Here is a 25,200-nt window from a genome sequence, read left to right on the forward strand (position 1 = left end):
GCGGACCGTCCCTCACGGGCCGCGGGACCCCCGCAGCTGGTGCGATCGTCCCCCTGGCGTCGCGGTCCAGCATGCGCCCGACCGGGCGCGAGCACGACAGGTTCGAGGGAGGGAGAACACCGCTGCCTTGACGTGCGGCACGGACTCATGGACATCGGGATTCTCCGTCGAATCGAGCGTGATCGACATCAGAGTGACAGAGCCCGAGCGCTCCGTGAGAGTTCTTGAGTATTTCTTGAGGACTGAACGCGCGCTCAGCGCCGAGTCTCTCGGTAGTACTCCACCGCACCCGGGTGAAGATCGACCGGCGAGGTGAAGATCGCCTGCCGTCTGTTCAGCAGCGCGGCGGCGGGAACCTCGGTCGCGATGCGCGAACGGGCATCGAACAAGGTCCTGAGCACGTCGCGCACCACCGCATCGGGTGTGGCGGACGCGGTGATGAGGTAGTTCGGCACGGCCATCGTGGGTGACGGTGCCGTGAGTCCGTAGGTGCCGGCCGGGAAGTCCGCGGTGCGATAGACATCCGAGTAGCGATCGTTGACCGCGTTGACCCACTCCTGCTCCACCGGCAGCAGCCGTACCGGCAGGTCGGACGCGAGATCCTGGATGCCGGGGGTCGGGAGCCCACCCACCCAGAAGAAGCCGTCGATCTCCGACGCCTCCATCGCGCGGATCGAGTCCTGCAGATCCAGCTGCGGGTTCTGCACCGACCCCACATCCACACCCGCGGCGTCGAGCACGCGGCGGGCGATCACGTTGACCCCCGAGCTCTCCGCGCCCAACGACACGGTCTTCCCGGCGAGGTCCGGGATGCCTTCGACATCCGAGTCGGCACGCACCACGATGTGCACGTACTCGTCGTACAGGCGCGCCACCGCGCGCACGGGGAGCGGTTCCGGGAAGGCCCCGACACCGGCCACGGCATCCGCCGCCGCATCCCCCTGCGCGAAGCCGAGCAGCGCCTCTCCGCTGCCCACCTGCAGCAGGTTCTCGACGGAGCCGTCGGTCTCCTCCACGACCGCGTGCACCCCGAGCGTCTCCGAGAGCTCGGCGGCGATGTGACTGCCGTAGTCGAAGTACACGCCGGTCGAACCGCCTCCGGCGATCACGGCCGTGCCGTCTCCCCATTCGCTCGCCCGCTGCGTGCACGCGCTCAGCGCCAGCAGCAGCATGGTCGCCGTGATCAGCGCGAGGAGCCGTCGTCCTGTGCTTCTCATGCGATCACCCCGTCCGGCACCCGCAGCGCGACCATCAGCCCGCCGCCGTCGGGCGAGGAGACCGAGAGTTCCGCACCGATCGACGAGAGCAGGTCGGTGGCGATCGCGAGCCCCAGACCGGAGCCCGGCGTGTCGCCGCTGTCGGCGCTGCGCCAGAAGCGGTCGGTCGCGGAGCCGACCTGGTCTTCGGGAAGCCCCGGGCCGTGGTCGCGAACGGTGATCACGGCCGTATCGGCATCGCGATGCGCGCCGACCTCGATCGTGCCACCATCCGGGGAGAACTTGACGGCGTTGTCGATCACCGCATCCAGCGCGCTCTCCACGATCGTGCGATCCGTCACGCTCACGACGGCGTTCTCGCCGACGGTGCGGAACACGATGCCGCGCTGGGCGGCCACCTCGCGCCACGCATCGGCACGCCGAGCGGCCACGACCGCCAGATCGACGGCGGAGAACATCGAGTCCGCCTGCCCTCGACGTGCGAGCCCGAGCAGCGTCTCGAGGATGCGCGCCATCCGACGCCCTTCCTCACGGGTCTCCTCCACATCGCCCTGCCACTCCGGACCGAGGCCCGTCGACAGGTGCTCGACGCGCAACAGCAGAGCGTTCAGAGGGTTGCGCAGTTCGTGCGAGGCGTTGAGCGCGAACTCCTGCTGCCGGGCGAGCACCCGCTCGATCTCCCCGGCCATCCCGTTGAAGACGCGGGTCATCCGCCGCAGCTCCGGCGGGCCGGTGTCCTCGGAGACCCGCGCGTGCATCTCGCCGCGCTCGATCGCGATCATCGCCTCGTCCAGGCGTCGCACCGGCGAGAGCACCCAGCGCGCCAGCTGGAAGACGAGCAGGACGCCCAAGATGATCGACACGACCGCGATCGCGCCGAGCACCAGCATCTGCTGCAGGATCGCGGCGCGCGGCGCCTCGACGTCAGCCGTGATCATGACCGCGCCGATCACGTCGCCGTCATCGAACACCGGCTCCACCATGCCCGTGTCGGGGATCACCCAGGGGAACGCGGGCTCCGGCGCCTCCGCTCGCCGCCCCGACAGCGCCAGGCGCACGCGCTCCGCCTCGTCATCCGCCAGCACTTCGAGATCGGGATCGCTCGTCGCCCATGCCGCACCGGTGAGGTCGAACACGACCACCTCGATCCCGTACACGTCCTGGAAGCGTCTGGCTTCGCCCTCGATCACGGTCGCGCTGCCCGAACTCAGCGCCTGCCTGGCACTGGTGACGAAGTAGCCGAGATCGCCGAGCTGCTGGGTGTACAGCGCCTGCTGGATGCTCCGCGCCGCGCTGAGCCCCGTGGCTCCTCCCAGGGAGAGCAGGATGGCGATCAACGGCACGAGGAACACGATGACGAGGCGGGTGCGCATCGCTCAGGCGCCCGCCAGCCGGTAGCCGACTCCTCGTACGGTCTCGATGAGCGTGCGTTCGCCGGTCTTGCGGCGGATCGCCCCGACATGCACTTCGAGCGAATGCCCGAATCCGCGCCAGTCGGTGTTCCACACCTCGCGGATCAGACGCTCCTTCGGAACCGCGACGCCGGGATAGCGCGCGAGCACCGCGACGATGTCGAACTCCTTGCGGGTGAGCTCGACCGGCACGTCCTCCACGATCAGCTGTCGAGCGACGAGGTCGATCTGCACGTCGCCGTCGTGCACCACGACGCGCGCATCCGAGTCGGGCCGGACCGCGCGCGATCGTCGCGTGACCGCCTCGATCCGGGCGAGCAGTTCATGCACGTCATAGGGCTTCACGACGAAGTCATCGGCACCGGCTCGCAGTCCCTTGATGCGTTCGGTGACCTGACTCCGTGCCGTGACCACCACGATCGGCACGTCGGAGCGACCGCGGATCCGTCGGCACAGATCGATGCCGTCCACGTCGGGCAACCCCAGGTCGAGCAGCACCACCTCGGTGTCGGCGTCCAGGAGCTCCAGCGCCTGGGAACCGTCCGCAGCGCGAACGGTCGCATAGCCGGACCGTGCGAGGAAGGCGTCGAGAGCGGCGGCGACGCGTTCGTCGTCCTCCACGATCAGAATCCTCATCGATCCTGGCTCTCGTCCCGCAGCTCAGCCCGCAGCAGCGCGCTGGGCGAAAGCACTCTCGTACAGGCACACGCTGGCGGCGGTCGCCAGGTTCAGGGACTCGGCACGACCGAAGATCGGCAGCTTCAGCACGCGGTCGGCGAGTTCCAGGGCCGTGTCCTCCAGCCCGCGAGCCTCATTGCCGAACAGCCAGGCGGTGGGCTCGGCCAGCACGCCCTCCGCCCGCGCCGCGAGCAGGTCGTCGCCCTTGACATCGGCCGCAAGGATGCGGAGCCCGGCGGCATGGGCACGGTCGACGACGTCCGCGAGGTCACCGGCGACCGAGACGGGCAGGTGGAACAGCGATCCAGTCGTGGCCCGCACGACCTTGGGGTTGTAAGGGTCGACGGTGCGGCCGGTCAGCACGACGGCATCCGCACCGGCGGCATCGGCCGCGCGGATGATGGTGCCGAGGTTGCCCGGATCGCGCACCTCCTCGCAGATCGCGACGAGACGGGGACGGGCGGCGAACACGTCGCGCACCGATGTCGGCATCTGCCGGACCACCGCGATCAGTCCCTGCGGGGTGACCGTGTCGGCCATCGCGTTCAGCACGTACTCGGTGACGTACTCGACGTCGATGTCGGCCTCCGCGGCGTTCGCCCGGATGTCCGGATGCTTCTCCCATCCGGTCGGGGTCGCGAACAGTTCGACGATCGACTCCGGCCGGTAGGTGAGCGCTTCACGCACGGCCTGCGGACCTTCGAGAAGGAACAGGCCTGTCTCTGTGCGCGCGCTGCGCTTGGTCAGCTTCGCGACAGCACGGACTCGGGGGGACCGGGGGTTCTCCAGCACGATCACAGTCTAGGGAACGCAGAGGTCCTTCTCGTGCCATCGGGATAAGGTGCGTGCATGACGACGGATGCCGCCGCGCCGCGGACCCGCCGACGGCTCATGCTCGCGGGGCTCGCCGCCACGACCGTGGGGGTGGGACTGCTCGCGCATCGGTCGATCGATGGCGTCGTGGGCGATGTCGTCGGCGATGCGCTGTACGCCGTGCTCGTCTATCTGCTCGCAGCCTTCGTCGCGCCCCGTGCGCGTCCGCTGCGGTCGGCCGTCGTCGCCTTCACGATCTGTGCGGGGATCGAGCTGTTCCAGCTCACCGCGCTCCCCCGCATCTGGGCGGCGGAATTCCCTCCGATCCGCCTGGCGCTGGGCACCGGCTTCGACCCCCGCGACCTCGTCGTCTACGCCGTCGCGGTCATCGCGGCCGCCGGCGTCGACGAGGTCATCGCTCGTCGACGGGTGTCGAGAACATCCGGAAACGCCGCAGGGCGCCCTCCCGAAGGAGAGCGCCCTGCGTGAAGAGGTGCTTACGCAGCCGACTTCGGAGCGTTGACGTCGGAGGGCAGAGCCTTCTTCGCCGTCTCCACCAGCGTGGCGAAGGTCGCCGCGTCGTTGACCGCGAGGTCGGCGAGCATACGACGGTCGACCGTGACACCCGCGAGGCCGAGGCCCTGGATGAAGCGGTTGTAGGTCATGCCGTTCTGGCGGGCCGCGGCGTTGATGCGCTGGATCCACAGACGACGGAAGTCGCCCTTGCGCTTGCGACGGTCACGGTACGAGTAGACCAGCGAGTGGATGACCTGCTCTTTGGCCTTGCGGTAGAGGCGCGAACGCTGACCGCGGTAACCCTTGGCGCGCTCGAGGATGACCCGGCGCTTCTTGTGGGCGTTTACTGCCCGCTTGACTCTTGCCATTTTCCTATGTTCCTATTCGTGCGTCGGGCGCGTCAGCGGCCGAGAAGCTTCTTGGCGACCTTGGTGTCAGCCTTCGACAGCACCTGGTCCTGGTTCAGACGACGGGTGCGACGGCTCGACTTGTGCTCGAGGTTGTGGCGCATCCCGGCCTGCTGCTTCTTCAGCTTTCCGCTGCCGGTGATCTTGAAGCGCTTCTTAGCACCCGAGTGGGTCTTCTGCTTCGGCATCTTCTCTTCCTTCGTCATGCGCCTTCTCAGGCGACGTTGTCAACCCGCGGTGCGGGAGTCTGGGGGGCGGGTGTCACTCCGCAGGAGCCTGAGCCGGAGCATCCGACTCGCTCTTGGCGTCACGGGCAGCCTGCTTGTTCGCGGCGCGCTGTGCTTCACGCACGGCGTTCTGCTCCTGCTTGGCCTCGGACTTGCTCTTCAGCGGAGCGACGACCATGACCATGTTGCGGCCGTCGATGGTCGGGTTCGACTCGACGGTGCCGAACTCGGCGACGTCCTCGGCGAACTTGCGCAGCAGACGCACACCCTGCTCCGGGCGCGACTGCTCACGACCGCGGAACAGGATCATGGCCTTGACCTTGTCGCCGGCCTTGAGGAAGCCCTCGGCGCGCTTGAGCTTGGTCGTGTAGTCGTGCGCCTCGATCTTCAGACGGAAACGGACCTCTTTGAGGATCGTGTTCGCCTGGTTGCGACGAGCTTCCTTTTCCTTCTGGGCGGCCTCGTACTTGAACTTGCCGTAATCCATGATCTTGACCACGGGCGGCTTCGAGTTGGGGGCGACCTCAACGAGGTCGAGGTCGGCTTCCTGCGCAAGGCGCAGCGCCGCCTCGATGCGGACGACGCCGATCTGCTCACCCGCGGGGCCGACGAGGCGGACCTCGGGGACGCGGATGCGCTCATTGGTGCGGGGATCGCTGATGCGGAACTCCTTAGACGATGTGTTTCGGCCACCGTGACGCTCTCTGCATCACGGGCGAAATCGGAATCGTCCCCCACCCACCGGCATTCAGACGCCGGCTCCGCACCCTACCTGCCGGTTCCCTCGTACGAGCGGAGCCGGTGGAGTGCAAGACCCGGTAGCCTTGAACGGCAAGCGCGGGTGGGAAGTGAATCCTCTTTCGGTCCAGAGCATAACGCTCGGGAGCCCGGCATAGTCTAACAGAAAGCAAGGCGAAGTGACGACTCAGGGCCACGAGGCAGACCGCGAACGCGAAGAGCGCTGGGCACGGCAGGAGGAAGCAGCAGCATCCGCCACCCGCGACATCGCCGATGTTCCGGCCGTCGAGGTGATCACCACCGCCGCCGTGCACCTCATGAGCGCGGCCGCCGTGAAGCTCGGCCTGGCCGACGAACCCGACGCTGCGGCGCAGCTCGATCTCGACGAGGCGCGCAAGCTCATCAACGCACTGGCCGGCCTCATCACCGCCGGCGCCCCGGAGATCAGCGACATGCACGCGCGTTCGCTGCGCGACGGTCTGCGCTCCCTGCAGCTCGCGTTCCGCGAAGCGTCCGTCATCCCCGACCCGATCGGCAAGGGGCCGGGCGAGAAGTGGACGGGGCCGGTCAACTAGGTACGTGGGGTTGCACGGGCCGGGACGTCGCTTCACTCGCAGCCCTTCGTCTCGCGACGCTCGCTCAGGAACCACGGGGACCCTCCCGCTTCGCGGGCCCCTCCCGATGCTCACTCCCGCGACGTCCCGACCCGCTCCACGGTCGCCCTCGTCGAGGCCGGTGGAAGCAGGAGAAGGCGGCTAGGCGCTGCGGCGGAGCTTGACGGTCAGGGAGTCCGCGAGGACGGCGATGCGGTCGTCGGCCGCCCAGCGCTGAGCCAGCCGGGAGAGCACGGCATCGAGCACCTCTCGCTCCAGGCCGTCGACCAGTTCGAGGACCACCACGAGCTCAGGGCCGCGGAGGCGGGCATCCGGGTCGCCCGCGGCCACCGCCACGTCGATCACGGCGAGCTCGTGCGCGACGCTCTCCTGCAGCGCGGTGTAGACCTCGGCAGAGAGGAAGCTCGGCTCCCAGGCATGCCCCTGGGCGATCGCCCAGACCGCGGGTCGCCGGAAGACGAACTCGGTGTCGGACGTCGGATCGAGCACGATGAGGTCGGTGTCCTCCGCGGACGCCGCGAGGGCAGCCCGAAGCGCCTCGACCGGGATCGGTCGCGCCGTGGGATCCCACTTCTGCATCGCCTCGACGGAGGAGAACACCGGCTGCACGCGGCGCCCGTCCGGAGCGGCGACGGTCACGATCGACAGCTCCTGCGTCTTGTCGACGGCGAGCCCGCTCGGCGCGATGCCCTCCTCGCCCTTCTCGGCGATCAGCGGGATCAGCACCCGAGCGGAACGAAACGCGTCGACGACCTCCACCTGGCTGCCCTGTCCTGCCCGGAAACGCAGAAGCGCGGCGAGCAGCGCGGGGTCGGCTGAGCCGTCGTCCGCCGCATGCGGATTCGACTCGAAGCTGCGGCCCTCCCACGGGACACCCGCGGAGTCGCCGTGGTTCGCGGCACCGTGACCGTGATCGCTGTGACCGTGGTCGCCGTGCCCGCAGGCGTCGTCAGTCCCCTGCGACATCCAGCGCCTCGGCCAGCGTGAACGCGCCGGCGTAGAGAGCCTTGCCGACGATGGCGCCTTCGATGCCGAGCGGCACCAGCTCGCGGAGAGCCGCGATGTCATCGAGGTTCGAGATTCCCCCTGACGCCACGACCGGCTTCGGAGTGCGCGAGGCGACCTCGCGCAGCAGTTCGATGTTCGGTCCACGCAGCGTGCCGTCCTTGGTGACGTCGGTGACGACGTAACGGCTGCATCCGGCGTCCTCGAGGCGCTCGAGGACCTCCCAGAGGTCGCCGCCCTCCTTGGTCCAGCCGCGCGCTGCGAGCGTCGTGCCGCGCACGTCGAGGCCCACCGCGATCGCCTCGCCGTAACGTCCGATCACGTCAGCGGCCCATTCGGGGTTCTCGAGTGCTGCGGTGCCGAGGTTGATGCGGGTCGCGCCGCTCTCGAGAGCCGCTTCGAGCGTCGCGTCGTCGCGGATGCCGCCGGACAGCTCGATGTTGACGCCGCGGTACTGCTTGATGACCTTGCGCAGGATGGGAGCGTTGCTTCCGCGTCCGAACGCGGCGTCCAGATCGACGAGGTGGATCCACTTCGCGCCCTGCGCGACCCACTCCCCTGCGGCATCCAGCGGATCGCCGTAGCTGGTCTCGGTACCGGCCTCGCCCTGCGTGAGGCGAACGGCCTTCCCGCCGGCGACGTCGACGGCCGGGAGAAGCGTGAGAGAGGGAGACTGCGCGAAGTCGTTCATGGGTTCCTAAGGTGAGGATTCAGATCAGCGGTCCGAGCACACCCGTCACGGACGCACGAGAACCGAGGGTATCGCGACCCCGGTCGCCCTCCAAATGCGCGAGGGATGCGACCGAAACGCACGGGATAGGCTGAGGCATGATGTCCGGACCGCACGAAGAAGCCATACCGGGTTCCGGCGCGCGTCGACGCAGCGAGCAGCCCCCTCTCGTCGAGTCGGTTCCCCTCTTCTCGACCGACGCCCCCGCAGTCCCTCCGCGCCCGACCACGACCCCGGCGCCTCCGGCTCACCCGCCGTACCGGCGCACCCGCGCAGAGGCCCGCGAAGAACGTGATCAGCAGATCACCGCACCCCCGCAGCCGGTGCCGCCCGCCCCCGCCTCGCCGCCGGCCCCCGCCTCCGCGCCCGTCGTGCCTCGCGCGCCCGCATCGCCCCCTCCGGTCACGGCGGCGCCCGACGCGGCGCCCACCGACACCGTCCCACGCCTCCCGGTGACTCCGCGCACGGCAGCCTCGCCGACGCAGACCGCGCCCGCGCCCCGGGTGCCGGCCCCCGCGACGCCTGCATTCCCGGCGCCCGCTGCCCCCGCGCCTTCCTCGCCTGCACCGGCGCCCGCGGCCGCGGCACCCGCCGCCTCCGCGCCGACTCCTGCGTCGTCCCCGTCCGCCGCACCGACGTTCATGGCGCAGGACTCGCACCCTGAGCGGCGGGTGCGCGAACGGGACTCCTTCCTGCAGACCGAGCGCCCCGAGGAGCCTGCCCGTGAGGGCGCCCGCGGCGCCCTCAACCGTCTCGGCCTGCGCATCCGCCCTTCCGCGGACGAGCAGTCGGCCAGGGATGACGAACTCGCGGTGAGCCAGCACTGGCCCGGTCCGCGCACGATCGCCGTCGTGAACGGCAAGGGCGGCGCGGGCAAGACGCCGACGACCATCCTGCTCTCCGCCGTGTTCGCCCGCTACGGCGGTGCCGGAGTGCTCGCCTGGGACAACAACCAGACGCGCGGCACCCTGGGGTGGCGCACCGATACCGGAGCGCACGATCGCACCCTGCTCGAGCTGCTCCCGGAATCGCAGCGGCTGCTGGGCACCGGTGCCCAGTCCGCCGACCTCGCGCATTTCATGCACCACCAGCCGCGGGAGAAGTACGACGTCCTGCGTTCGAAGCCGATCAGGCTCGCGCACGAGAACCGGTTGAGCCCGACCGATGTCGATGCGATCCACTCCGTCGCGGCGAAGTTCTACCGTCTGATCGTGATCGACTCCGGCAACGACGAGTCGGACCCGATGTGGTTGCGCATGATCGACCACGCGGACCAGCTCGTGATCGCGACCACGACGCGTGCAGACCACGCCGAAGCGGGCGCCCTGCTCATCGAGGCGCTCGAGGAGCGCGACGAGAGGTCCGCCCGCCTGGCGCGTCAATCCGTCGCAGTCGTCTCGCTGGCGGATCCGAAAGCCACGGCCGCGGAGGTCGAACACGTCACGAACGGGTATCGCTCGCTGTCACGAGAGGTCGTCAGCATCCCGTTCGATCATGAGATGGTCGACGGCCCGCTCCGTTACGGCGCTCTCCACAAGCGCACTCAGCGGGCGTGGCTGTCTGCCGCAGCGGCCGTCGCCCGCGGGTTCTGAGCGGGCGGACGTTCTCCGGGATCAGCGGAGGCTGCCGATCCAATTGCGCAGGAGCTGGATGCCGGCCTCTCCGGACTTCTCCGGGTGGAACTGCGTGGCAGACAGCGGCCCGTTCTCCACGGCAGCGAGGAACGGATCACCGTATGTGGTCCAGGTCAGCACCGGCTGCGGGAACGGCGGGATGACGTCGAGCTCCCAGGACTGAGCACCGTAGGAGTGCACGAAGTAGAAGCGCTCCTCCTCGATGCCCTGGAACAGCACGCTGTCGTCGCCGGGGCTGACCGTGTTCCATCCCATGTGAGGGAGGACGGGGGCGTTGAGCTCCGTGACGGCGCCCGGCCATTCACCGAGGCCCTCGGAGTCGACGCCGCGCTCGACACCGCGCTCGAAGAGAATCTGCATGCCGACGCAGATCCCGAGCACGGGGCGACCGCCGGCGAGACGACGGTCGATGACCTCGTCCCCTCCGTGCGCGTGCAGGGCATCGCGTACCGCGGCGAACGCACCCACACCCGGCACGACCAGACCATCGGCCTCGAGCGCCTCCGCGCGGTTGCGCGTGAGGACCGCATCGGCGCCCGCCGCAGCGAGTGCCTTGACGGCGGAGTGGACGTTGCCCGACTCGTAGTCGAAGACAGCGACCTTCGGGGTGCGTGTCACAGTGCGCCCTTGGTCGAAGGGATGCCGTCGACGAGCGGGTCGAGAGCCTTGGCCTGACGGAATGCCCGTGCGAACGCCTTGTACTCCGCCTCGGCGATGTGGTGCGGGTCACGGCCGCCGAGCACGCGGACGTGCACGGTGAGGCCGGCGTTGAACGCGATGGCCTCGAAGGAGTGGCGCACCAGGGAGCCGGTGAAGTGACCGCCGATGAGGTGGTGCTCGAAACCGACCGGCTCTCCCTCGTGCACGAGGTACGGACGCCCGGAGATGTCGACGACCGCCTGCGCGAGCGCCTCATCCAGCGGAACGAGGGCATCGCCGTAGCGGGAGATGCCGGACTTGTCGCCCAGCGCCTCGAGGATCGCCTGGCCGAGCACGATCGACACGTCCTCCACGGTGTGGTGGGCGTCGATGTGCGTGTCGCCGGATGCCCGCACCGTGAGATCCGTCAGCGAGTGCTTCGCGAAGGCGGTGAGCATGTGATCGAAGAACGGCACCGAGGTGTCGATGCGGCTGGCGCCGGTGCCATCGAGGTTCAGTTCGAGTTCGACGGTGGACTCCGACGTGCCGCGCACGCGGCTCGCGGTGCGCGGGGTCAGGGCGAGGCTGCTCATGATGCCGAGTCTATCGAGGCCAGCGCATCGAGGAACGCCGTGGTCTCGGCCTCGGTGCCCGCGGTGACGCGCAGGTGACCGGGGATGCCGACGTCGCGGATCAGCACGCCCTGGTCGTAGAGCTTCTGCCAGGTGGCCTTCGGATCGGCCACTCCGCCGAACAGCACGAAGTTGCTCCATGATTCGTGCGGCGTGTAGCCGAGCGCCTCGAGGGTGGCGGTGATCCGGTCGCGCTGCTCGACGATCTCGTCGACCATTCCGAGCATGACATCGGCGTTGCGCAGCGCGGCGACGGCGGCAGCCTGCGTCAGCGCGCTCAGGTGATAGGGCAGCCGGACCAGACGCAGTGCATCGATGAAAGCGGGATCTGCCGCGAGGTACCCGACCCGCGCGCCCGCGAAGGCGAACGCCTTGCTCATGGTGCGCGAGACGGCCAGACGCGGCCTGCCGTCCAGCAGCGAGAGCGCGGACGGGGCCTCACGCGGGGCGAACTCCTGGTAGGCCTCGTCCACCACGACGATGCCGCGGGCGGCCTCGTACACGGCCTCGACCACGTCGAGGCTCAGCGGAGTGCCGGTCGGGTTGTTCGGCGAGCAGAGCAGCACCACGTCGGGATCGACGTCCCGCACCTGGGCGGCCGCCTCCTCTGGGGTGATCGTGTAATCGGGCTGTCGCGTGCCGGCAACCCAGCGGGCCCCGGTCCCCTGCGCGATCAATGGATACATCGAGTACGTCGGAGCGAACCCGAAGGCGGTGCGCCCCGGTCCGCCGAACGCCTGCAGAATGTGCTGCAGAACTTCGTTCGAGCCGTTTCCCGCCCAGATCGCGTCCGCCTCGAGACCGTGCCCCAGGTAGGTCGCGAACGCCTCACGCAAGGTGGTGAACTCGCGGTCGGGGTAGCGATTCACATCGCGGATCGCGACAGCGATCTCATCGAGGATGTCGCTGGCCACCTCATCCGGGATCGGATGCGTGTTCTCGTTCACGTTGAGGGCGATCGGAAGCGGCGCCTGTGGGGCACCGTACGGGGCCAGCCCGCGCAGGTCGTCACGGAGCGGCAGGTCATCGAGTGAGGCGGTCACCCTTCCCATGCTAGAACGCTCGGCGGTGCGCGGTGATCGTTATGGCAGAGGACCGGCGGCGCGGATCGCGTTCAGTTCGTGTACTGGGTCGGGATCGACAGCGTCTGACCGATCTGCAGCTCGCCGGTCTGGAGGACGTTCAGCCGGCTGATCTCACCGATGACCTCGCGCGGGTCGGCTGTCGGCGCGATCTCGCTCGCGATCGACCACAGCGTGTCTCCGGGGAGGACGGTGACCGTCTCGAAGCTGACCGTTCCGGTGCTCTCATTCGAGGCGAGTGCGCTGCCGCCGCTGATCGCAGCGAACGCGATGCCGACGGCAAGAGGCACAGCGGCGAGGGCGAGAAGCACGCGGCGACCGCGAACCGTCAGCCGAAGACGCGTCGCCGGACGGGCCGGGATGACTGCTGCAGTGCTGAAGGTGATGGTGCTCATGGTGTGCTCCTCTGCGTCGCCCCCGTTGTCGGGAGGATCAGCCACCCGCCGCGAGGGCCGATGGAAGTTGGCGTAGCGTTCGCATCCTGCACTCGGCCGGGAGGGCTGGATGCGAAGCTACGTTCCGAAGATATCTTCGAGTTCGAACATCTGTCAAGCTTTCTTCGAAACCACATCCGCCAATCTGCCGACACGCTCGAACAGATCTTCCAGATCCGCATGATTCTCGGATACGGTTTCGATACGAACACCCCACCACGGGCCTCCGACATTCGAAGAGCAGCGTCGGAAACGTGCACCGAAGGAGCATCATGAGCGAGAACTCAGCCCCCGAGCCGGAGGCACCGCGCACGCGCCGTCGGAAGAGCCTGAGCCCCAAGCAGATGGCGATCCTCGAGGTCATCCAGACCTCGATCGCCCAGCAGGGGTACCCGCCGAGCATGCGCGAGATCGGCGACGCGGTCGGGCTCAAGTCGCTCTCCAGCGTCACCCACCAGCTCGGGCAGCTCGAGCTGAGCGGCTACCTCCGTCGCGACCCCGGCAAGACCAGGGCCATGGAGGTTCTGATCGATCTCCCCGGCTCCAGCACGGAGAACCCTGCCGATGTGGCGACGCCGGTCGGCGACGCAGCGCTCGTCCCCCTCGTCGGACGCATCGCCGCCGGCGTGCCGATCACGGCGGAGCAGCAGGTCGAGGAGATCTTCCCCCTCCCCCGTCAACTCGTCGGCAAGGGCGACCTGTTCATGCTCAAGGTCTCCGGGGAGTCGATGATCGACGCCGCGATCTGCGACGGCGACTGGGTCGTCATCCGCTCGCAGAACAGCGCCGAGAACGGCGAGATCGTCGCGGCGATGCTGGACGACGAGGCGACCGTCAAGACCTTCCGTCGTCGCGACGGCCACACCTGGTTGCTGCCGCGCAACTCCGCGTTCGAACCGATACTGGGCGACGAGGCCACGGTGCTCGGCAAGGTCGTCGCCGTGCTCCGCGCCGTCTGACCCTCGACCGCACACTCCCTCGACGCGAGGTTCGCCGGCGCGACTCCGTCACCCTCGTACAGTGGGAGGCCATGGCTGAGACGACGCGCACCCCGTGGCTGGAGCGACATCAGGTCGCTCTGTATCTCGCGGCCATCCTGATCGGTCTCGGTCTCGGCCTCGCCGTTCCCGGGAGCGGGTCCCTGGAGCTCGCGATCGAACCGGTGCTCGGACTGCTGCTGTTCGCGACCTTCCTGTCGGTGCCCTTCCGCCGGGTCGGGGAATCCCTGCGCGACGCCGGATTCCTCTGCGCGCTCGGGGTGCTCAACTTCGTGCTGGTCCCGCTCGTCGTGTACGCCCTGTCCCGCTTCGTGGCAGACGACAACGCCCTGTTGCTCGGCATGCTCCTCGTGCTGCTCACACCGTGCGTCGACTACGTCATCGTCTTCACGAGGCTCGCGGGCGGGGCTGCGTCGAAGCTGCTCGCGGCCGCTCCGCTGCTCATGCTGGCCCAGATGCTCCTGCTGCCGCTGTATCTGCTGCTGTTCCTCGGCTCGGATGCCGCCCCGCTGATCGACGCCGCTCCGTTCATCCGGGCGTTCGTGCTCCTGATCCTCCTTCCGCTGAGCGCCGCCGCCCTCGTGCAGACGCTGGTCCGCCGATTCCCGCTCATGCGGGCGATCGAGAGCGGGCTGCTCACCGCGATGGTGCCGCTGATGATCGCGACGCTGATGGTCGTCGTCGCGTCACAGGTGCGCGGGGTGGGTGCGCAGTTCGGCGCGCTCGCCCGAGTGGTGCCCCTCTACATCGCCTTCGCGGTGGTCCTCGTCGCGCTCGGCATCCTCGTCGCGCGCATGACCCGCCTGGATCCCGCGTCGTCACGCGCGCTGACGTTCAGCGGGGTGACGCGCAACTCACTGGTGGTGCTCCCCCTCGCACTGGCGCTTCCCCCGGCCCTCGCGCTCGCACCGCTCGTGGTGGTCACCCAGACGCTGGTGGAGCTCGTCGTGATGGTCGCGCTGGTCCGCATCCTGCCCCGACTCCTCCCGCAGCGCTGAGCGCCGCCTCCGTCGCCGTCTCCGTCTCCGGGCACGAATAGGCTCGACGTATGACTTCGCCCTACGGGTCCTGGCCCTCTCCCTTCTCGGCGGCATCGGTCGCCGGCTCATCACCGCGCATCGACGGAGCGCGGTTCGTGGGAGACGAGATCTGGTGGGGCGAGTCCGTCCCGGCCGAAGGCGGGCGCGTCACCGTGCGGTCGTCGACGGGACGGGAGGTGCTGCCCGGCCCCTGGAACGCGCGATCGCGGGTGCACGAGTACGGCGGAGGCGCCTGGACCGCCGATCCCGACGGCATCCTGTACTTCGTCGACGCCACGGATCAGCGCGTCTACCGTCTCACCGCGGATGGCGAGCCGATGCCGCTGACACCCGAGGGGCCGGCGCACGGGGGTCTGCGGTGGCAGCACGGCCGCCTGCTCGCGGTGCGCGAGGATCTGACATCCGAGCCGCACCGGCGCGCGATCGTGATCATTCCGCTGGACGGCTCCGCGTCCGACGACGCGTCGGCGATCCAGACGATCGCCGACGGCGCCTCCTTCTTCGCGCATCCTGCCCTCTCTCCCGACGGCTCGCGGATCGCGTGGGTCGAGTGGAGCGAAGGGCGCATGCCGTGGGATGCCGCCGCGCTGCGGATCGCCACGGTGGACGGTGGCGCGACGGCCACGATCCCCACTCTGGCCGCACTGCAACCCGAGTGGATCGCCGACGACGCACTGCTGTATGCCGATGACCCCTCGGGGCGCTGGCTCCTTCACCGCCTGAGCCTGGACGACCTGACCCCGCGCGGCCCTGCCGAGGTCGTCGCTCCCGCCGACGCCGACACCGGCTACGGGCTGTGGGTGCTGGGCAACCGGTGGTTCCAGCCGCTCGGCGACGGCCGCGTCGTCGCGGTCCGCACGAACGGCCGCGACCGCGTCGTCGTGATCGACGCCGACGGCGGGAGCCGTGAACTCGACGTGCCGTGCGACGGACATGTGAGCGTGGACGACGTCAGCGGCAGCCGCGTGCTGATCTCCGGCAACGGCTCGCACGTGAGCCCCGGCCTGTGGCGCGTGGACGTGGACTCCGGCGAGGTGACGGCCGTACGCGGTGGCGCTCCGACGGACCCCGCGTGGATGCCCGCTGCGCAGCAGCTCGACATCGACGGCGCGCACGGACCGGTGCACGCCTTCGCCTATGCGCCGGCGAACCCGGATGTCACGGCCCCCGACGACGAGCTCCCGCCCTATGTCGTGCTCGTGCACGGCGGACCGACCGCGCATGTGACAGGTGCGGCGTCCGCGGCGATCGCGTTCTACACGAGCCGCGGCATCGGCGTGCTCGATGTGAACTACGGCGGCTCGACCGGCTACGGCCGTGCCTACCGGGAGCGGCTGCACGGTCAGTGGGGCGTGGTCGATGTCGACGACGTGATCGCCGCAGCGCGCGGTCTCGCCGACGTCGGTCTCGCCGATCCCGACCGGATCGCGATCCGCGGCGGCTCGGCCGGCGGCTGGACCGTGCTGTCCGCCCTCGTGCGCGGAGGCGCGTTCGGCGCCGGTATCAGCCGCTACGGCGTCTCGGACCTGCGGATGCTCGTCGAGGACACCCACGACTTCGAGGCCCACTACATCGAGAGCCTCGTGGGTCCCCTGCCGGAGGCGGAGCAGCTGTACATCGACCGCTCCCCGCTCTCCTCCGCATCACGCATCGCCGTGCCGGTCCTGCTGCTGCAGGGTGAGGACGACCGTGTCGTGCCACCGTCGCAGTCGGCGGCCATCCGCGATGCCCTGGCCGCGCGTGGGATCGATCACGAGTACGTGCTCTACCCCGGCGAGGGGCACGGCTTCCGTCGCGCAGAGACCGTGATCGATGCGCTCGAGCGGGAGCTGACGTTCCTCGGTCGCGCGTTCGGGTTCAGCCCGCGGCTCTGACCCCGGGGCCGGTCGGGTTACTCCCCGACGCGGTTGCGGAGTCGCATGGCCCGATCGGCCTCGCGGGTGTCCTGACGCTCGCGCAGCGTCTGACGCTTGTCGTACTCGCGCTTGCCCTTCGCCAGCGCGATCTCGACCTTGGCCCGGCCATCCGAGAAGTAGAGCTTGAGCGGGATCAGCGTGTATCCGCCGGCCGAGACGGCGTGCGCCAGCTTCGCGATCTCCTCGCGGTGCAGCAGAAGCTTGCGCACGCGCTTGGCGGTGTGATTGGTCCAGTGACCCTGGGAGTACTCCGGGATGTGCACCGAGTCGAGGAAGACCTCATTGCCCTTGATGAACGCGTACCCGTCGCTGAGGTTCGCACGCCCCTGGCGCAGTGACTTCACCTCGGTGCCCGTGAGCACCATCCCCGCCTCGTACGACTTCTCGATGGTGTAGTCGTGACGTGCGCGACGATTGGTCGCGATGACCTTCTCCCCGCGTTCCCTGGGCATGATGCTCTCCTGTGTGTCGATGAGCTCAGCGACATGGAACGGCTGAGCAGCCTTTCAGTCTATACCGAGCTCGGAGCGCACCCTCGACCCGGTCGGGTCAGGTGCGCAGCCAGCGTCTGATCGCGAACCCGGCCGAGAGCGCGGCGAGAGCGATGCCGATGCCGATCAGCACCGGGACCACGAGGGTCGCATCCTGCATCGTGATCCACGTCGTGATGAACGGCACTCTGCCACGGAGGTATCCGTTGACACCGAAGTGCACACCGGCGACCACCGCCGCACTCGCGAGCGCGGAGCCGAGGAACGCCGCGAACACGCCTTCGAGTACGAAGGGGGTCTGGATGAATCTGTTCGACGCGCCGACCAGCCGCATGATGCCGATCTCCTTGCGCCTCGCGTAGGCGGACAGCCGGATCGTGGTCGCGATGAGCAGCGTCGCCGCGATCAGCATGAGCACCGCGATGCCCACCGCGATGTACGTCGCGACCGTGAGCGCGGAGAAGAGCGGTTCCAGATACTGGAGTTGGTCCTTGACCTGCTCCACGCCCGCCTGGCCGCTGAAGGCCTCGGCGAGCACCGGGGACTGGCCCGGATCCTTCATCGTGACGAAGAACACCTCGAAGGCCTGATCCGGCGTGAGCACGCTGGCCTGGTCGGCACCGAGCTGCTCGACGAGCTTGGCGTAGGTGTCTTCCTTGGTGTCGAACGTCATCGAGCTGATGAGCGGTGAGAGCGCGTCGCCCTCGAGCTGCGCCCTGACGGCTTCCACCTGCTCCTCGCTGGCGGCGCCGTCGACACAGGTGTCGGACTCCGAGACCGCGGAGCACATGTACACGGCCACCTGCGCGCGCTCGGCCCAGTAGCCGCGCATGACGCCGATCTGGCCCTGCATCAGGATCGCCGCTCCCACGAAGGTGAGCGAGACGAATGTCACCAGCACGACGGAGATGACCATCGAGATGTTGCGGCGGAGGCCCCCGAGGGCTTCGGCGAGGATCAGACCGATTCTCATGAGGTCGGCCCCACTTCTTCGTCGTCACCGTCGGAGAGTCCCAGACGATCGGCGACACCGAGCTCGGCGACGTCCACCTGCGGCAGGACGATCGGATGCGTGCGCGGACCGACCGTGGCCGGTGGCTCGGCGGGTGCCGGGCTCGGGGCCACGACAGGCTCCGGGGGCACGACGGCATCCGCGGGAGGCGTCTGGGTGACGGCGGCGGGAGCTGCGGCCGGCGCCGGCGTCGGCGAGGCGGCGGCCTTGCGCTGCTCGCTCAGCTCCTCGGCCAGCGCGGCCCGGACCATGGAGAGGTCGGCCGTCTGGCGCTGCACCTCCTGCACCGCGGTGAGCGCGGCGACAGCGGCGGCACCGCGCACCTCGGCGGGGACGAGTCGCGGGATGTTCGAGGTGTCGCCGTATCCGCCGTGCACCTCGTCGCGCACCATCTCACCGTCGCTGAGCTCGATGACACGGCGCTGCATCTGGTCGACGAACCCCGCTTCGTGGGTCGCCATCAGCACGGTCGTACCGCCCGCGTTGATGCGGGCGAGCAGCTGCATGATGTCGACCGAGGTCGCCGGGTCGAGGTTGCCCGTCGGCTCGTCGGCGAGGAGCACCTGAGGACGGTTGACGAGGGCGCGCGCGATGGCGACACGTTGCTGCTCGCCACCGGAGAGCTCGTGCGGCATCCGCTTCTGCTTGCCGTCGAGCCCGACCAGCGCAAGCGCCTCGGGGACGGCCTGCTGGATGAAGCCGCGCGACGATCCGGTGACCTGCAGCGTGAACGCGACGTTCTGGTAGACCGTCTTCGACGGAAGCAGCCGGAAGTCCTGGAACACCGAGCCGATGTGGCGCCGGAAGTACGGGACCTTGCGGTTGGCGAGCGAGCGCAGGTCTCTGCCGAGCACCGCGACCCTCCCGGAGGTGGGGACGTCCTCGCGCAGGATGAGCCGCAGGCAGGACGATTTGCCGGAACCGGAGGCACCGACGAGGAAGACGAACTCCCCGCGCTGCACCTCGAAGTCGACTCCGGACAGAGCGGGCTTCGACGTCCCGCGGTAGCGTTTCGTGACGTTCTCGAACCGAATCATGGCGCTACGAGCCTAAGCGCGCCTCTTCGGCTGGCCGCGAGCGACACCCCGCACGGTGCGTCCGTCTCCGCATCCGATGGGTATTGCTCCCCATAGGAAACTCCCTGCCACGTCACGGGCCCCTGTTAACATGAGGGTGCCGGTGACGTATTCACGGCCGGCCCATTGCTTCTAGGGGGAACCATGACGACACCTGCAGGTTGGTACGACGACGGATCCGGACGTCAGCGCTGGTGGGACGGCCAGCAGTGGACCGAGCACTTCGCTCCGGAGGCCGCAGCGCCCGAGGCCGAGTCCGCCGCAGCCGATGTCCCCGCAGCCGATGCATCGGCATACGAAGCACCGGCCGCCGAGGAGCCGTCGATCGACGACACCGTCATCCGCCCGACCGACGAGGCCGCCGTCACCCCGGCGGCGCAGGACTCGTCCGTACCGCCGGAGACTCCGCTCGGATCATCCGACCCGGCCACGTTCGCCGATCAGAGCGCGACCGCAGCGACGACGCCGCTCGACGACGGTGCCGCCTACGCCGCACCTGCAGCGCCGATCTACCCCGCTGCCGCGCCGGGCCAGCCCGCGACGGGCTATCCGGGTTCCGCCCCCGCATACCCGGGCTCCGCCCCGGCATATCCGGGCGCATTCACGGCGGACCCGACCGGCTACCCCGCGGCCGCACCCTACGGGCAGGTCTCTCCCGAAGGACCGAAGAAGATCTCGGTCCTGGGACTGGTCGGACTCGGACTGGGGGCGCTGGGCACGATCCTGGTCTTCATCCCGGTCATCGGCTTCATCGGCTTCATCCTGCTTGCCGCCGGCTTCATCGTCTCGCTCGTCTCGCTCTTCCTCAAGGGGAAGAAGTGGCCGGGCATCACGGGACTGGTCCTCGCCGTGGTCGGCACGATCATCGGAATCGTGATGTCGTTCGTGTACCTGTTCGCCTTCGCGCAGGGCGTCAGCAGCGAGATCGACAACCTCCCCAGCTCCTCGCCGTCCGTCGAGGCGACGGAGCCCGGCGAGACCGCTGTTCCCGACGACGGCGCAGACACGGGGACTCGCCCGACCGCGGACGAGGTCGCTGTGGGCCTCGCCGCCATCATCGGCGCGACGCCCGGCGCTGACGGCTACACCGATGCGCAGATCTCGTGCATCGCTGAAGTCTTCGTCGCCTCCGACCTCGACGATGACACTCTGCGTGTGATCGCGGAGAGCGATGGCACACTCACCGACCTCGACGCCGCGACCGGCGTTGCCGAGGTGTTCGGCGATACCGAGGCGATCACCGCCTGCTTCGTCGGCTGACCACGCGCCGCACGATCAGAAGGCCCCGGGAGCGCTCCGCTCCCGGGGCCTTCGTCATGCTCACCGTGTCTGCTGGCATGCCACCCGCCGGTACCGATACCGTCGTCGTGACAGACCAGCTCTGCCGGTGACTGCGAGCGGTCAGGAATACCGCCCCGCGCACCACGGCCGAGAGAACAACGGAGACGCTCGATGACAACACCTGCCGGCTGGTACGACGACGGCTCCGGGAACCGACGCTGGTGGGACGGAGACCAGTGGACGGAGCATGTCGTCGTGGCTCCTCACCCCCCGGCTGCTACCGCGGCTGAGGTCGAGGTCACCCCGGAGCCGGTCACGCCGCCGTTCGCGGCACCTTTCGAGCTTCCGTCGGCCACACCCGCGCACGCGTCGTCTCCCGGCTCCTCCCCGGGCGCATACCCCGGTGCATACGTCGGTGGCGCCTACCCCGACGCGCACCCCGCGTTCTCTCCGCAGCAGACGCCGCCGCGCCAGATGTCCGTGCTCGGGCTGATCGGCCTGGTAGCCGCCGTGGTCGGCGTCGTTCTGGCCTGCATCCCGCCGCTCGCGCTGATCGGATGGGTCGTGCTCGGGCTCGCGTTCATCGCGTGCATCGTCTCACTGTTCCTCCCGCAGGCGAAGTGGCCGGGCATCACGGGCATCGGGGTGAGTGTGCTCGGTGCGATCGTGGCAGGTTCCATCGCCCTGGTCACTCTGGGAATCAATTCGATCGCTGAGGCAGGCGAGACCGGTTCCTGGCCCGGCGACCGTGCCCCCTCGGAGGACTCCGCGAGCGGCGATCCTGCCGACATCGAGGGCGCAGAGATGGTCCCCTTCGACGAGCTCGCGGTCGGCGATTGCCTGCCCTTCGTGGATTACACCGGCGATGACCCGATCTTCGAACTGCCCGTCGTCCCCTGCGACCTGCCGCACACCGACGAGGTGTACTTCATCTACCAGCTCGACGACGGCGAGTTCCCCGGTGATGACACGCTCTTCGAAGGGGCCTGGGACGGCTGCGTCGCCCAGTTCGAGTCGTTCACGGGCATCGCGTACGAGGATTCCGTCCTCGACTTCTACAGCTACCAGCCGACCGAGTACTCCTGGACGAGGGCGAACGACCGCACCGTCCAGTGCATCATCTTCAGCTACGAGGACGTGACGGGAACACTCCGGAACGCCCGGTACTGACACGACACACGAAGAAGGCCCCGGAGGGTTCCGGGGCCTTCTTCGTGTCTCGAGATCAGTCGTCGCTGGGACGCTTGCGCCAGCGGATGCCGGCCGAGATGAAGTCGTCGAGGTCGCCGTCGAACACGGCCGCGGGGTTGCCCGACTCCTGGCCGGTGCGCAGGTCCTTCACCAGCTGCTGACCGTAGAGGAAGTACGAGCGCATCTGGTCACCCCAGCTCGCGGTGATGTTGCCGGCGAGCTCCTTCTTCTTCGCTGCCTCCTGTTCCTTCTGCAGCAGCAGGAGGCGTGTCTGCAGCACGCGCATCGCGGCTGCGCGGTTCTGGATCTGCGACTTCTCGTTCTGCATCGACACCACGATGCCGGTCGGGAGGTGGGTGAGGCGCACGGCGGAGTCGGTCGTGTTGACCGACTGCCCACCGGGACCGGAGGAACGGAACACGTCGACGCGGATGTCGTTCTCGGGAATGTCGACCTCGGTGGCCTCTTCCATGAGCGGGATGACCTCGACAGCGGCGAACGACGTCTGGCGCTTGTCCGCAGAGCCGAAGGGGCTGATACGCGCGAGGCGGTGCGTGCCGGCCTCGACCGAGATCGTGCCGAAGGCGTAGGGCGCATCGATCTCGAAGGTGGCGGACTTGATGCCCGCGCCCTCGGCGTACGAGGTGTCCATGACCTTGACGGGGTACTTATGCCGCTCGGCCCAGCGCAGGTACATGCGCATGAGCATCTCGGCGAAGTCGGTGGCGTCGTCGCCGCCGGCACCCGAGCGGATCGTGATGATCGCGGCGCGGTCGTCGTACTCGCCGTCGAGCAGCGTCTGCACCTCGAGCTGGTTGATCAGGTCGGTGAGGGCGGCGAGCTCGGCCCGCGCCTCCTGCGCCGAGTCCTCATCGCCCATCTCGTTGGCCAGGCCGACGAGCACCTCGAGGTCATCGAGGCGCTGGGCGATGCCGGTGATCCGGGCGAGCTCGGACTGCCGGTGGCTGAGGGCGCTGGTCACCTTCTGGGCGTTCTCGGTGTCATCCCAGAGATCGGGCGCGCCGGCCGCTTCGCTGAGCCGCGCGATGTCGTCGCGAAGTCGGGAGACATCGACGACCTCGCTGATGTCGCCGAAGGTGTGCCTGAGCGCCTGGATGTCGGCGGAGAGATCGAGTTCGAGCATGATATCCGAGCCTATCCTGCCGTGGACTTCTGCGCCGCCTGTTCGCGCAGAGCCGGAGAGCCCGTCACCGGACGGCAAGCTCGAGGCGCCGATGGTCCGTCCCCGTGTCGATCACGACGCTGAGGGCCTCCACCTCTCGCGCTCCCGATGAGATCACGACCGAGCCCTCCGCGACATCGGCGAGCACGGCGGCCACCTCCCTGGCCGCGCGGTCACTGATCCGCGGCGCATCAGGGACGTGGTTCGCGAGGATCGCGACCCGCACTCCTCGCCTCCGCGCCACGGCGGCGGCGTCGGCGATGGCGGGATGGTGCAGGCGCGGTGAGCGGATGCGATCTCTGATCGTGCCTTCCCGCGCGGTCAGCTCGGTGAGGAAGTCCTCGTCGATGGAGTCCGCATCGCGCAGCCGCTCCAACACGTCCTCCACCTCTCGCGTGATCGCACCGAGCTCCGCGCGATACTGCTCCGCGGCCGCACGTGCGGCGGCTCCCCTGCGCGCGCTCTCGGCCGCCTCGGAACGGTGTGCTCGCTCCCGCGCGACCATGGTGCGCAGCGTCAGCCGCCAGATCACTCCGACGATGCCCGACATGATCGGAATGCTGACCATGGCACCGATACCCGATGCCGACTGGTCGGTGAGGCTTCCCCACCCGACGATGAGCGCGAGCTGCGCGGCGAGCCCGAATCCGCCGATCGCCGGATTGCCGCGCCCGATCTGCAGCGCGACGAGGTAGGAGGCGAAGTCGATGACCCAGGTCGCGCCCGCCTGATCGACGACGGTCAACATCAGCGCCGTCGTGGTCAGCGTCGCCGCCGGCACTGCCCAGGCCCGCAGTCCGCGCAGCGGCTCGTCACTGCGATACGTCAGCACGATCGCTCCCAGCACGGCGACGAGCAGCGCGGCGAGGTATGCCGGAGCCGACGGTGCGAACCGCCCCTCGATCACCCCCTGCACGATGCCGCAGCACCACACCGCGATCATCGCCCAGCGCGCACCCCTCGTGGCGAGCCCGGCCGCCCCCGTACCGCTCGGTGTCACCGCGTCCATGACAGAGACACCTCCGTACCCGCGCCCGGAGCGGACACGATCTGCGCGCTCCCCCCGACTTCCTCGACGCGGCGGATGATGCTGTCGCGCACCCCGAGACGCTCCGGAGGCACCGTCGCGATGTCGAAGCCGGCCCCGTCGTCGCGAACGATCACGCGGATATGGTCGTGTGCGAACTGCGCGTCGACGAACACGCGTTCTGCACCGGAATGACGTCGTGCGTTGCGGATCGCCTCGGAGACGGCGGCCGACACCTCCTGCACGACGTCGGCAGGGAGGGAGCCCGCTCGATCGTCGACGCGCAGCTCCACCGACGAGAAGCGCGCCGCGCGCAGGCGGATCTCCTCCGCCGCCTGCGCGGTGTCGATGACCGCGCCCGCGTGTGCGTCGCCATCCGAGTCGGCCGAGTCCCTGAGCACGAGGAGTGCGTGCGCTGCTTCGTCCTGGAGCTCGCGGGGCGCGGCGCCCCGGAACAGCGCGGCAGCCGCGAGCACCGAGAGCACCTCGTCGTGCACCAGACGCTGCAGCTCCGCGTTGCGTTCGGCTTCCGCCTCCTGCCGCGCCTGGCGTTCAGCAGCGAGGCGCGCGTCCTCCTCCAGCCGCCGCAACTGCGTCAGCCGCCCTCGGATGCCGATGAAGATCACCACGAAACCGATATTGCTGACGTGGATCGGAGTCGCCGCAGCGATCACCTCCGGTACGGCCCCGGTGAAGATCCACGCCGAGAGCGCGACGGACACACCGGAGAAGACGGTGAGCGCAACCGCCACGAGAGGCCGGAAGAGGAGCACGAGTAGGGTGACGGATCCAGGTTCGATCATCCACACCCAGGGCACGACGCCCTCGGCGGGGCCGTTGTAGGCGAGGAACGACAGCAGCTGCAGCGTGATGACCGCGGCCGGGATCACCGCCCAGAGCGTGCGCAGCGCCGTCATCGGCAGCACCCGTCCCCCGATCGCGAGCACCACGAAGAGTGCGATGCAGATCCACGACGCCGCTTGCCACCAGGTATCGAACAGCCCTGCCTGCGCGAAAGACAGCGGCGCTGCCTGCGCCCAAGCGCCGACCATCGACCCGAGTGCGATCAGCCAGCCGACCTGTCGATCCGTGCGGGGTTCAGATGCGCGCTGCTGTGAAAGCCGATTCCCCACCGGCTGCCTCCTGTACTTCTCCCGCCGATCAGTTTCGCGCATCCGGCGTCGACAACCAATATGCAATCCGCGCG

28 protein-coding genes are annotated in these 25,200 nt (G+C 69.0%); 8 read left to right on the top strand and 20 right to left on the bottom strand.

Annotated elements, in window-relative coordinates; all coding sequences use genetic code 11:
* Positions 1–254: 254 nt before the first annotated feature.
* From ACIOVG_RS14625 to ACIOVG_RS14640, 4 genes are read right to left on the bottom strand one after another with little or no spacing between them, the layout of a single operon-like run.
* A complete protein-coding gene (locus tag ACIOVG_RS14625; protein ID WP_400874890.1) occupies positions 255–1,217 on the bottom strand; it encodes a TAXI family TRAP transporter solute-binding subunit in 963 nt (320 codons plus the stop codon).
* Complete coding sequence (locus ACIOVG_RS14630) at positions 1,214–2,590, bottom strand: ATP-binding protein (protein ID WP_400874892.1); 1,377 nt, start codon at positions 2,588–2,590, stop codon at positions 1,214–1,216. Before ACIOVG_RS14630 ends, ACIOVG_RS14625 begins: the two co-directional genes overlap by 4 nt.
* A gap of 3 nt (positions 2,591–2,593) precedes the next feature.
* Positions 2,594–3,265, bottom strand: coding sequence for a response regulator transcription factor (locus tag ACIOVG_RS14635; RefSeq protein WP_400874895.1), 672 nt, complete (start codon positions 3,263–3,265; stop codon positions 2,594–2,596).
* A gap of 24 nt (positions 3,266–3,289) precedes the next feature.
* Positions 3,290–4,099 (bottom strand): TrmH family RNA methyltransferase, encoded by an 810-nt coding sequence (locus tag ACIOVG_RS14640; protein ID WP_400874898.1) that lies wholly within the window; start codon positions 4,097–4,099, stop codon positions 3,290–3,292.
* A 57-nt stretch (positions 4,100–4,156) separates the two neighbouring features.
* Here ACIOVG_RS14640 and ACIOVG_RS14645 point away from each other — a divergent pair, with 57 nt between their 5' ends.
* Positions 4,157–4,609 carry a DUF2809 domain-containing protein gene (locus tag ACIOVG_RS14645; protein WP_400874900.1) on the top strand — a complete coding sequence of 151 codons (453 nt, stop codon included), beginning with the start codon at positions 4,157–4,159 and terminating at the stop codon, positions 4,607–4,609.
* 8 nt (positions 4,610–4,617) lie between these two features.
* On the opposite strand, the gene rplT is transcribed toward ACIOVG_RS14645, so the two are convergent.
* The 3 genes from rplT to infC form a co-directional block, all read right to left on the bottom strand.
* Positions 4,618–5,004, bottom strand: coding sequence for a 50S ribosomal protein L20 (gene rplT, locus ACIOVG_RS14650; protein WP_247630686.1), 387 nt, complete (start codon positions 5,002–5,004; stop codon positions 4,618–4,620).
* Between the two features lie 32 nt (positions 5,005–5,036).
* A complete protein-coding gene (gene rpmI, locus ACIOVG_RS14655; protein WP_017828564.1) occupies positions 5,037–5,231 on the bottom strand; it encodes a 50S ribosomal protein L35 in 195 nt (64 codons plus the stop codon).
* Positions 5,232–5,304: 73 nt separating this feature from the next.
* Positions 5,305–5,931, bottom strand: coding sequence for a translation initiation factor IF-3 (infC, locus tag ACIOVG_RS14660; RefSeq protein WP_400876405.1), 627 nt, complete (start codon positions 5,929–5,931; stop codon positions 5,305–5,307).
* A 256-nt stretch (positions 5,932–6,187) separates the two neighbouring features.
* Between infC and ACIOVG_RS14665 the strand changes: the two genes are divergently transcribed.
* Positions 6,188–6,583, top strand: a complete 396-nt coding sequence (locus tag ACIOVG_RS14665) for a DUF1844 domain-containing protein (protein WP_247630687.1) — start codon at positions 6,188–6,190, stop codon at positions 6,581–6,583.
* Positions 6,584–6,763: 180 nt separating this feature from the next.
* Here ACIOVG_RS14665 and ACIOVG_RS14670 read toward each other — a convergent pair whose 3' ends face one another.
* The 3 genes from ACIOVG_RS14670 to ACIOVG_RS14680 form a co-directional block, all read right to left on the bottom strand.
* Positions 6,764–7,588, bottom strand: a complete 825-nt coding sequence (locus tag ACIOVG_RS14670; protein ID WP_400874904.1) for an SseB family protein — start codon at positions 7,586–7,588, stop codon at positions 6,764–6,766.
* Complete coding sequence (gene priA, locus ACIOVG_RS14675) at positions 7,572–8,318, bottom strand: bifunctional 1-(5-phosphoribosyl)-5-((5-phosphoribosylamino)methylideneamino)imidazole-4-carboxamide isomerase/phosphoribosylanthranilate isomerase PriA (RefSeq protein ID WP_400874907.1); 747 nt, start codon at positions 8,316–8,318, stop codon at positions 7,572–7,574. Before priA ends, ACIOVG_RS14670 begins: the two co-directional genes overlap by 17 nt.
* Positions 8,319–8,652: 334 nt before the next feature.
* Positions 8,653–9,000 carry a hypothetical protein gene (locus ACIOVG_RS14680; RefSeq protein WP_400874909.1) on the bottom strand — a complete coding sequence of 116 codons (348 nt, stop codon included), beginning with the start codon at positions 8,998–9,000 and terminating at the stop codon, positions 8,653–8,655.
* Between ACIOVG_RS14680 and ACIOVG_RS14685 the strand changes: the two genes are divergently transcribed.
* Positions 8,999–9,949: an AAA family ATPase gene (locus ACIOVG_RS14685; protein ID WP_400874911.1), complete on the top strand. Its 951-nt coding sequence runs from the start codon at positions 8,999–9,001 to the stop codon at positions 9,947–9,949. The genes ACIOVG_RS14680 and ACIOVG_RS14685 overlap by 2 nt on opposite strands.
* A gap of 21 nt (positions 9,950–9,970) precedes the next feature.
* Here ACIOVG_RS14685 and hisH read toward each other — a convergent pair whose 3' ends face one another.
* From hisH to ACIOVG_RS14705, 4 genes are all read right to left on the bottom strand, one after another.
* The gene (gene hisH, locus ACIOVG_RS14690; protein WP_400874914.1) at positions 9,971–10,609 is read right to left on the bottom strand and encodes an imidazole glycerol phosphate synthase subunit HisH; all 639 of its coding nucleotides are present in this window, start codon (positions 10,607–10,609) and stop codon (positions 9,971–9,973) included.
* Complete coding sequence (hisB, locus tag ACIOVG_RS14695; protein WP_400874917.1) at positions 10,606–11,223, bottom strand: imidazoleglycerol-phosphate dehydratase HisB; 618 nt, start codon at positions 11,221–11,223, stop codon at positions 10,606–10,608. The genes hisH and hisB overlap by 4 nt, the downstream gene beginning before the upstream one ends.
* The gene (locus ACIOVG_RS14700) at positions 11,220–12,314 is read right to left on the bottom strand and encodes a histidinol-phosphate transaminase (protein WP_400874920.1); all 1,095 of its coding nucleotides are present in this window, start codon (positions 12,312–12,314) and stop codon (positions 11,220–11,222) included. The genes hisB and ACIOVG_RS14700 overlap by 4 nt, the downstream gene beginning before the upstream one ends.
* A gap of 62 nt (positions 12,315–12,376) precedes the next feature.
* Complete coding sequence (locus ACIOVG_RS14705; RefSeq protein ID WP_400874922.1) at positions 12,377–12,739, bottom strand: LysM peptidoglycan-binding domain-containing protein; 363 nt, start codon at positions 12,737–12,739, stop codon at positions 12,377–12,379.
* Between the two features lie 311 nt (positions 12,740–13,050).
* Between ACIOVG_RS14705 and lexA the strand changes: the two genes are divergently transcribed.
* From lexA to ACIOVG_RS14720, 3 genes are all read left to right on the top strand, one after another.
* On the top strand, positions 13,051–13,737 hold the full coding sequence (gene lexA / locus ACIOVG_RS14710) for a transcriptional repressor LexA (protein ID WP_400874925.1): 687 nt from the start codon (positions 13,051–13,053) through the stop codon (positions 13,735–13,737).
* Between the two features lie 71 nt (positions 13,738–13,808).
* Complete coding sequence (locus ACIOVG_RS14715) at positions 13,809–14,774, top strand: arsenic resistance protein (RefSeq protein ID WP_400874928.1); 966 nt, start codon at positions 13,809–13,811, stop codon at positions 14,772–14,774.
* A gap of 50 nt (positions 14,775–14,824) precedes the next feature.
* On the top strand, positions 14,825–16,690 hold the full coding sequence (locus ACIOVG_RS14720) for a prolyl oligopeptidase family serine peptidase (protein WP_400874930.1): 1,866 nt from the start codon (positions 14,825–14,827) through the stop codon (positions 16,688–16,690).
* Between the two features lie 17 nt (positions 16,691–16,707).
* Here ACIOVG_RS14720 and smpB read toward each other — a convergent pair whose 3' ends face one another.
* The 3 genes from smpB to ftsE form a co-directional block, all read right to left on the bottom strand.
* The gene (smpB, locus tag ACIOVG_RS14725) at positions 16,708–17,184 is read right to left on the bottom strand and encodes an SsrA-binding protein SmpB (RefSeq protein WP_247630698.1); all 477 of its coding nucleotides are present in this window, start codon (positions 17,182–17,184) and stop codon (positions 16,708–16,710) included.
* A gap of 97 nt (positions 17,185–17,281) precedes the next feature.
* Positions 17,282–18,196, bottom strand: a complete 915-nt coding sequence (gene ftsX, locus ACIOVG_RS14730; RefSeq protein ID WP_400874934.1) for a permease-like cell division protein FtsX — start codon at positions 18,194–18,196, stop codon at positions 17,282–17,284.
* Entirely contained in the window at positions 18,193–19,272 is a 1,080-nt protein-coding gene (gene ftsE / locus ACIOVG_RS14735; protein WP_400874937.1) for a cell division ATP-binding protein FtsE, read from the bottom strand. Before ftsE ends, ftsX begins: the two co-directional genes overlap by 4 nt.
* 183 nt (positions 19,273–19,455) lie before the next feature.
* Between ftsE and ACIOVG_RS14740 the strand changes: the two genes are divergently transcribed.
* Together ACIOVG_RS14740 and ACIOVG_RS14745 are read left to right on the top strand one after the other, a co-directional pair.
* Positions 19,456–20,571 (top strand): DUF2510 domain-containing protein, encoded by a 1,116-nt coding sequence (locus ACIOVG_RS14740; RefSeq protein WP_400874940.1) that lies wholly within the window; start codon positions 19,456–19,458, stop codon positions 20,569–20,571.
* Positions 20,572–20,763: 192 nt separating this feature from the next.
* Positions 20,764–21,762 (top strand): DUF2510 domain-containing protein, encoded by a 999-nt coding sequence (locus tag ACIOVG_RS14745; RefSeq protein WP_400874943.1) that lies wholly within the window; start codon positions 20,764–20,766, stop codon positions 21,760–21,762.
* A gap of 55 nt (positions 21,763–21,817) precedes the next feature.
* Here ACIOVG_RS14745 and prfB read toward each other — a convergent pair whose 3' ends face one another.
* The 3 genes from prfB to ACIOVG_RS14760 all read right to left on the bottom strand — a co-directional run bounded on the left by prfB (position 21,818) and on the right by ACIOVG_RS14760 (position 25,126).
* A complete protein-coding gene (gene prfB / locus ACIOVG_RS14750; protein WP_400874946.1) occupies positions 21,818–22,927 on the bottom strand; it encodes a peptide chain release factor 2 in 1,110 nt (369 codons plus the stop codon).
* 64 nt (positions 22,928–22,991) lie between these two features.
* Positions 22,992–23,975: a hypothetical protein gene (locus tag ACIOVG_RS14755; protein ID WP_400874949.1), complete on the bottom strand. Its 984-nt coding sequence runs from the start codon at positions 23,973–23,975 to the stop codon at positions 22,992–22,994.
* The gene (locus tag ACIOVG_RS14760; RefSeq protein ID WP_400874952.1) at positions 23,963–25,126 is read right to left on the bottom strand and encodes a sensor histidine kinase; all 1,164 of its coding nucleotides are present in this window, start codon (positions 25,124–25,126) and stop codon (positions 23,963–23,965) included. The genes ACIOVG_RS14755 and ACIOVG_RS14760 overlap by 13 nt, the downstream gene beginning before the upstream one ends.
* Positions 25,127–25,200 lie beyond the last annotated feature (74 nt).

Source organism: Microbacterium sp. NPDC087591 (assembly GCF_044743625.1).
Classification (GTDB): Bacteria; Actinomycetota; Actinomycetes; order Actinomycetales; family Microbacteriaceae; genus Microbacterium.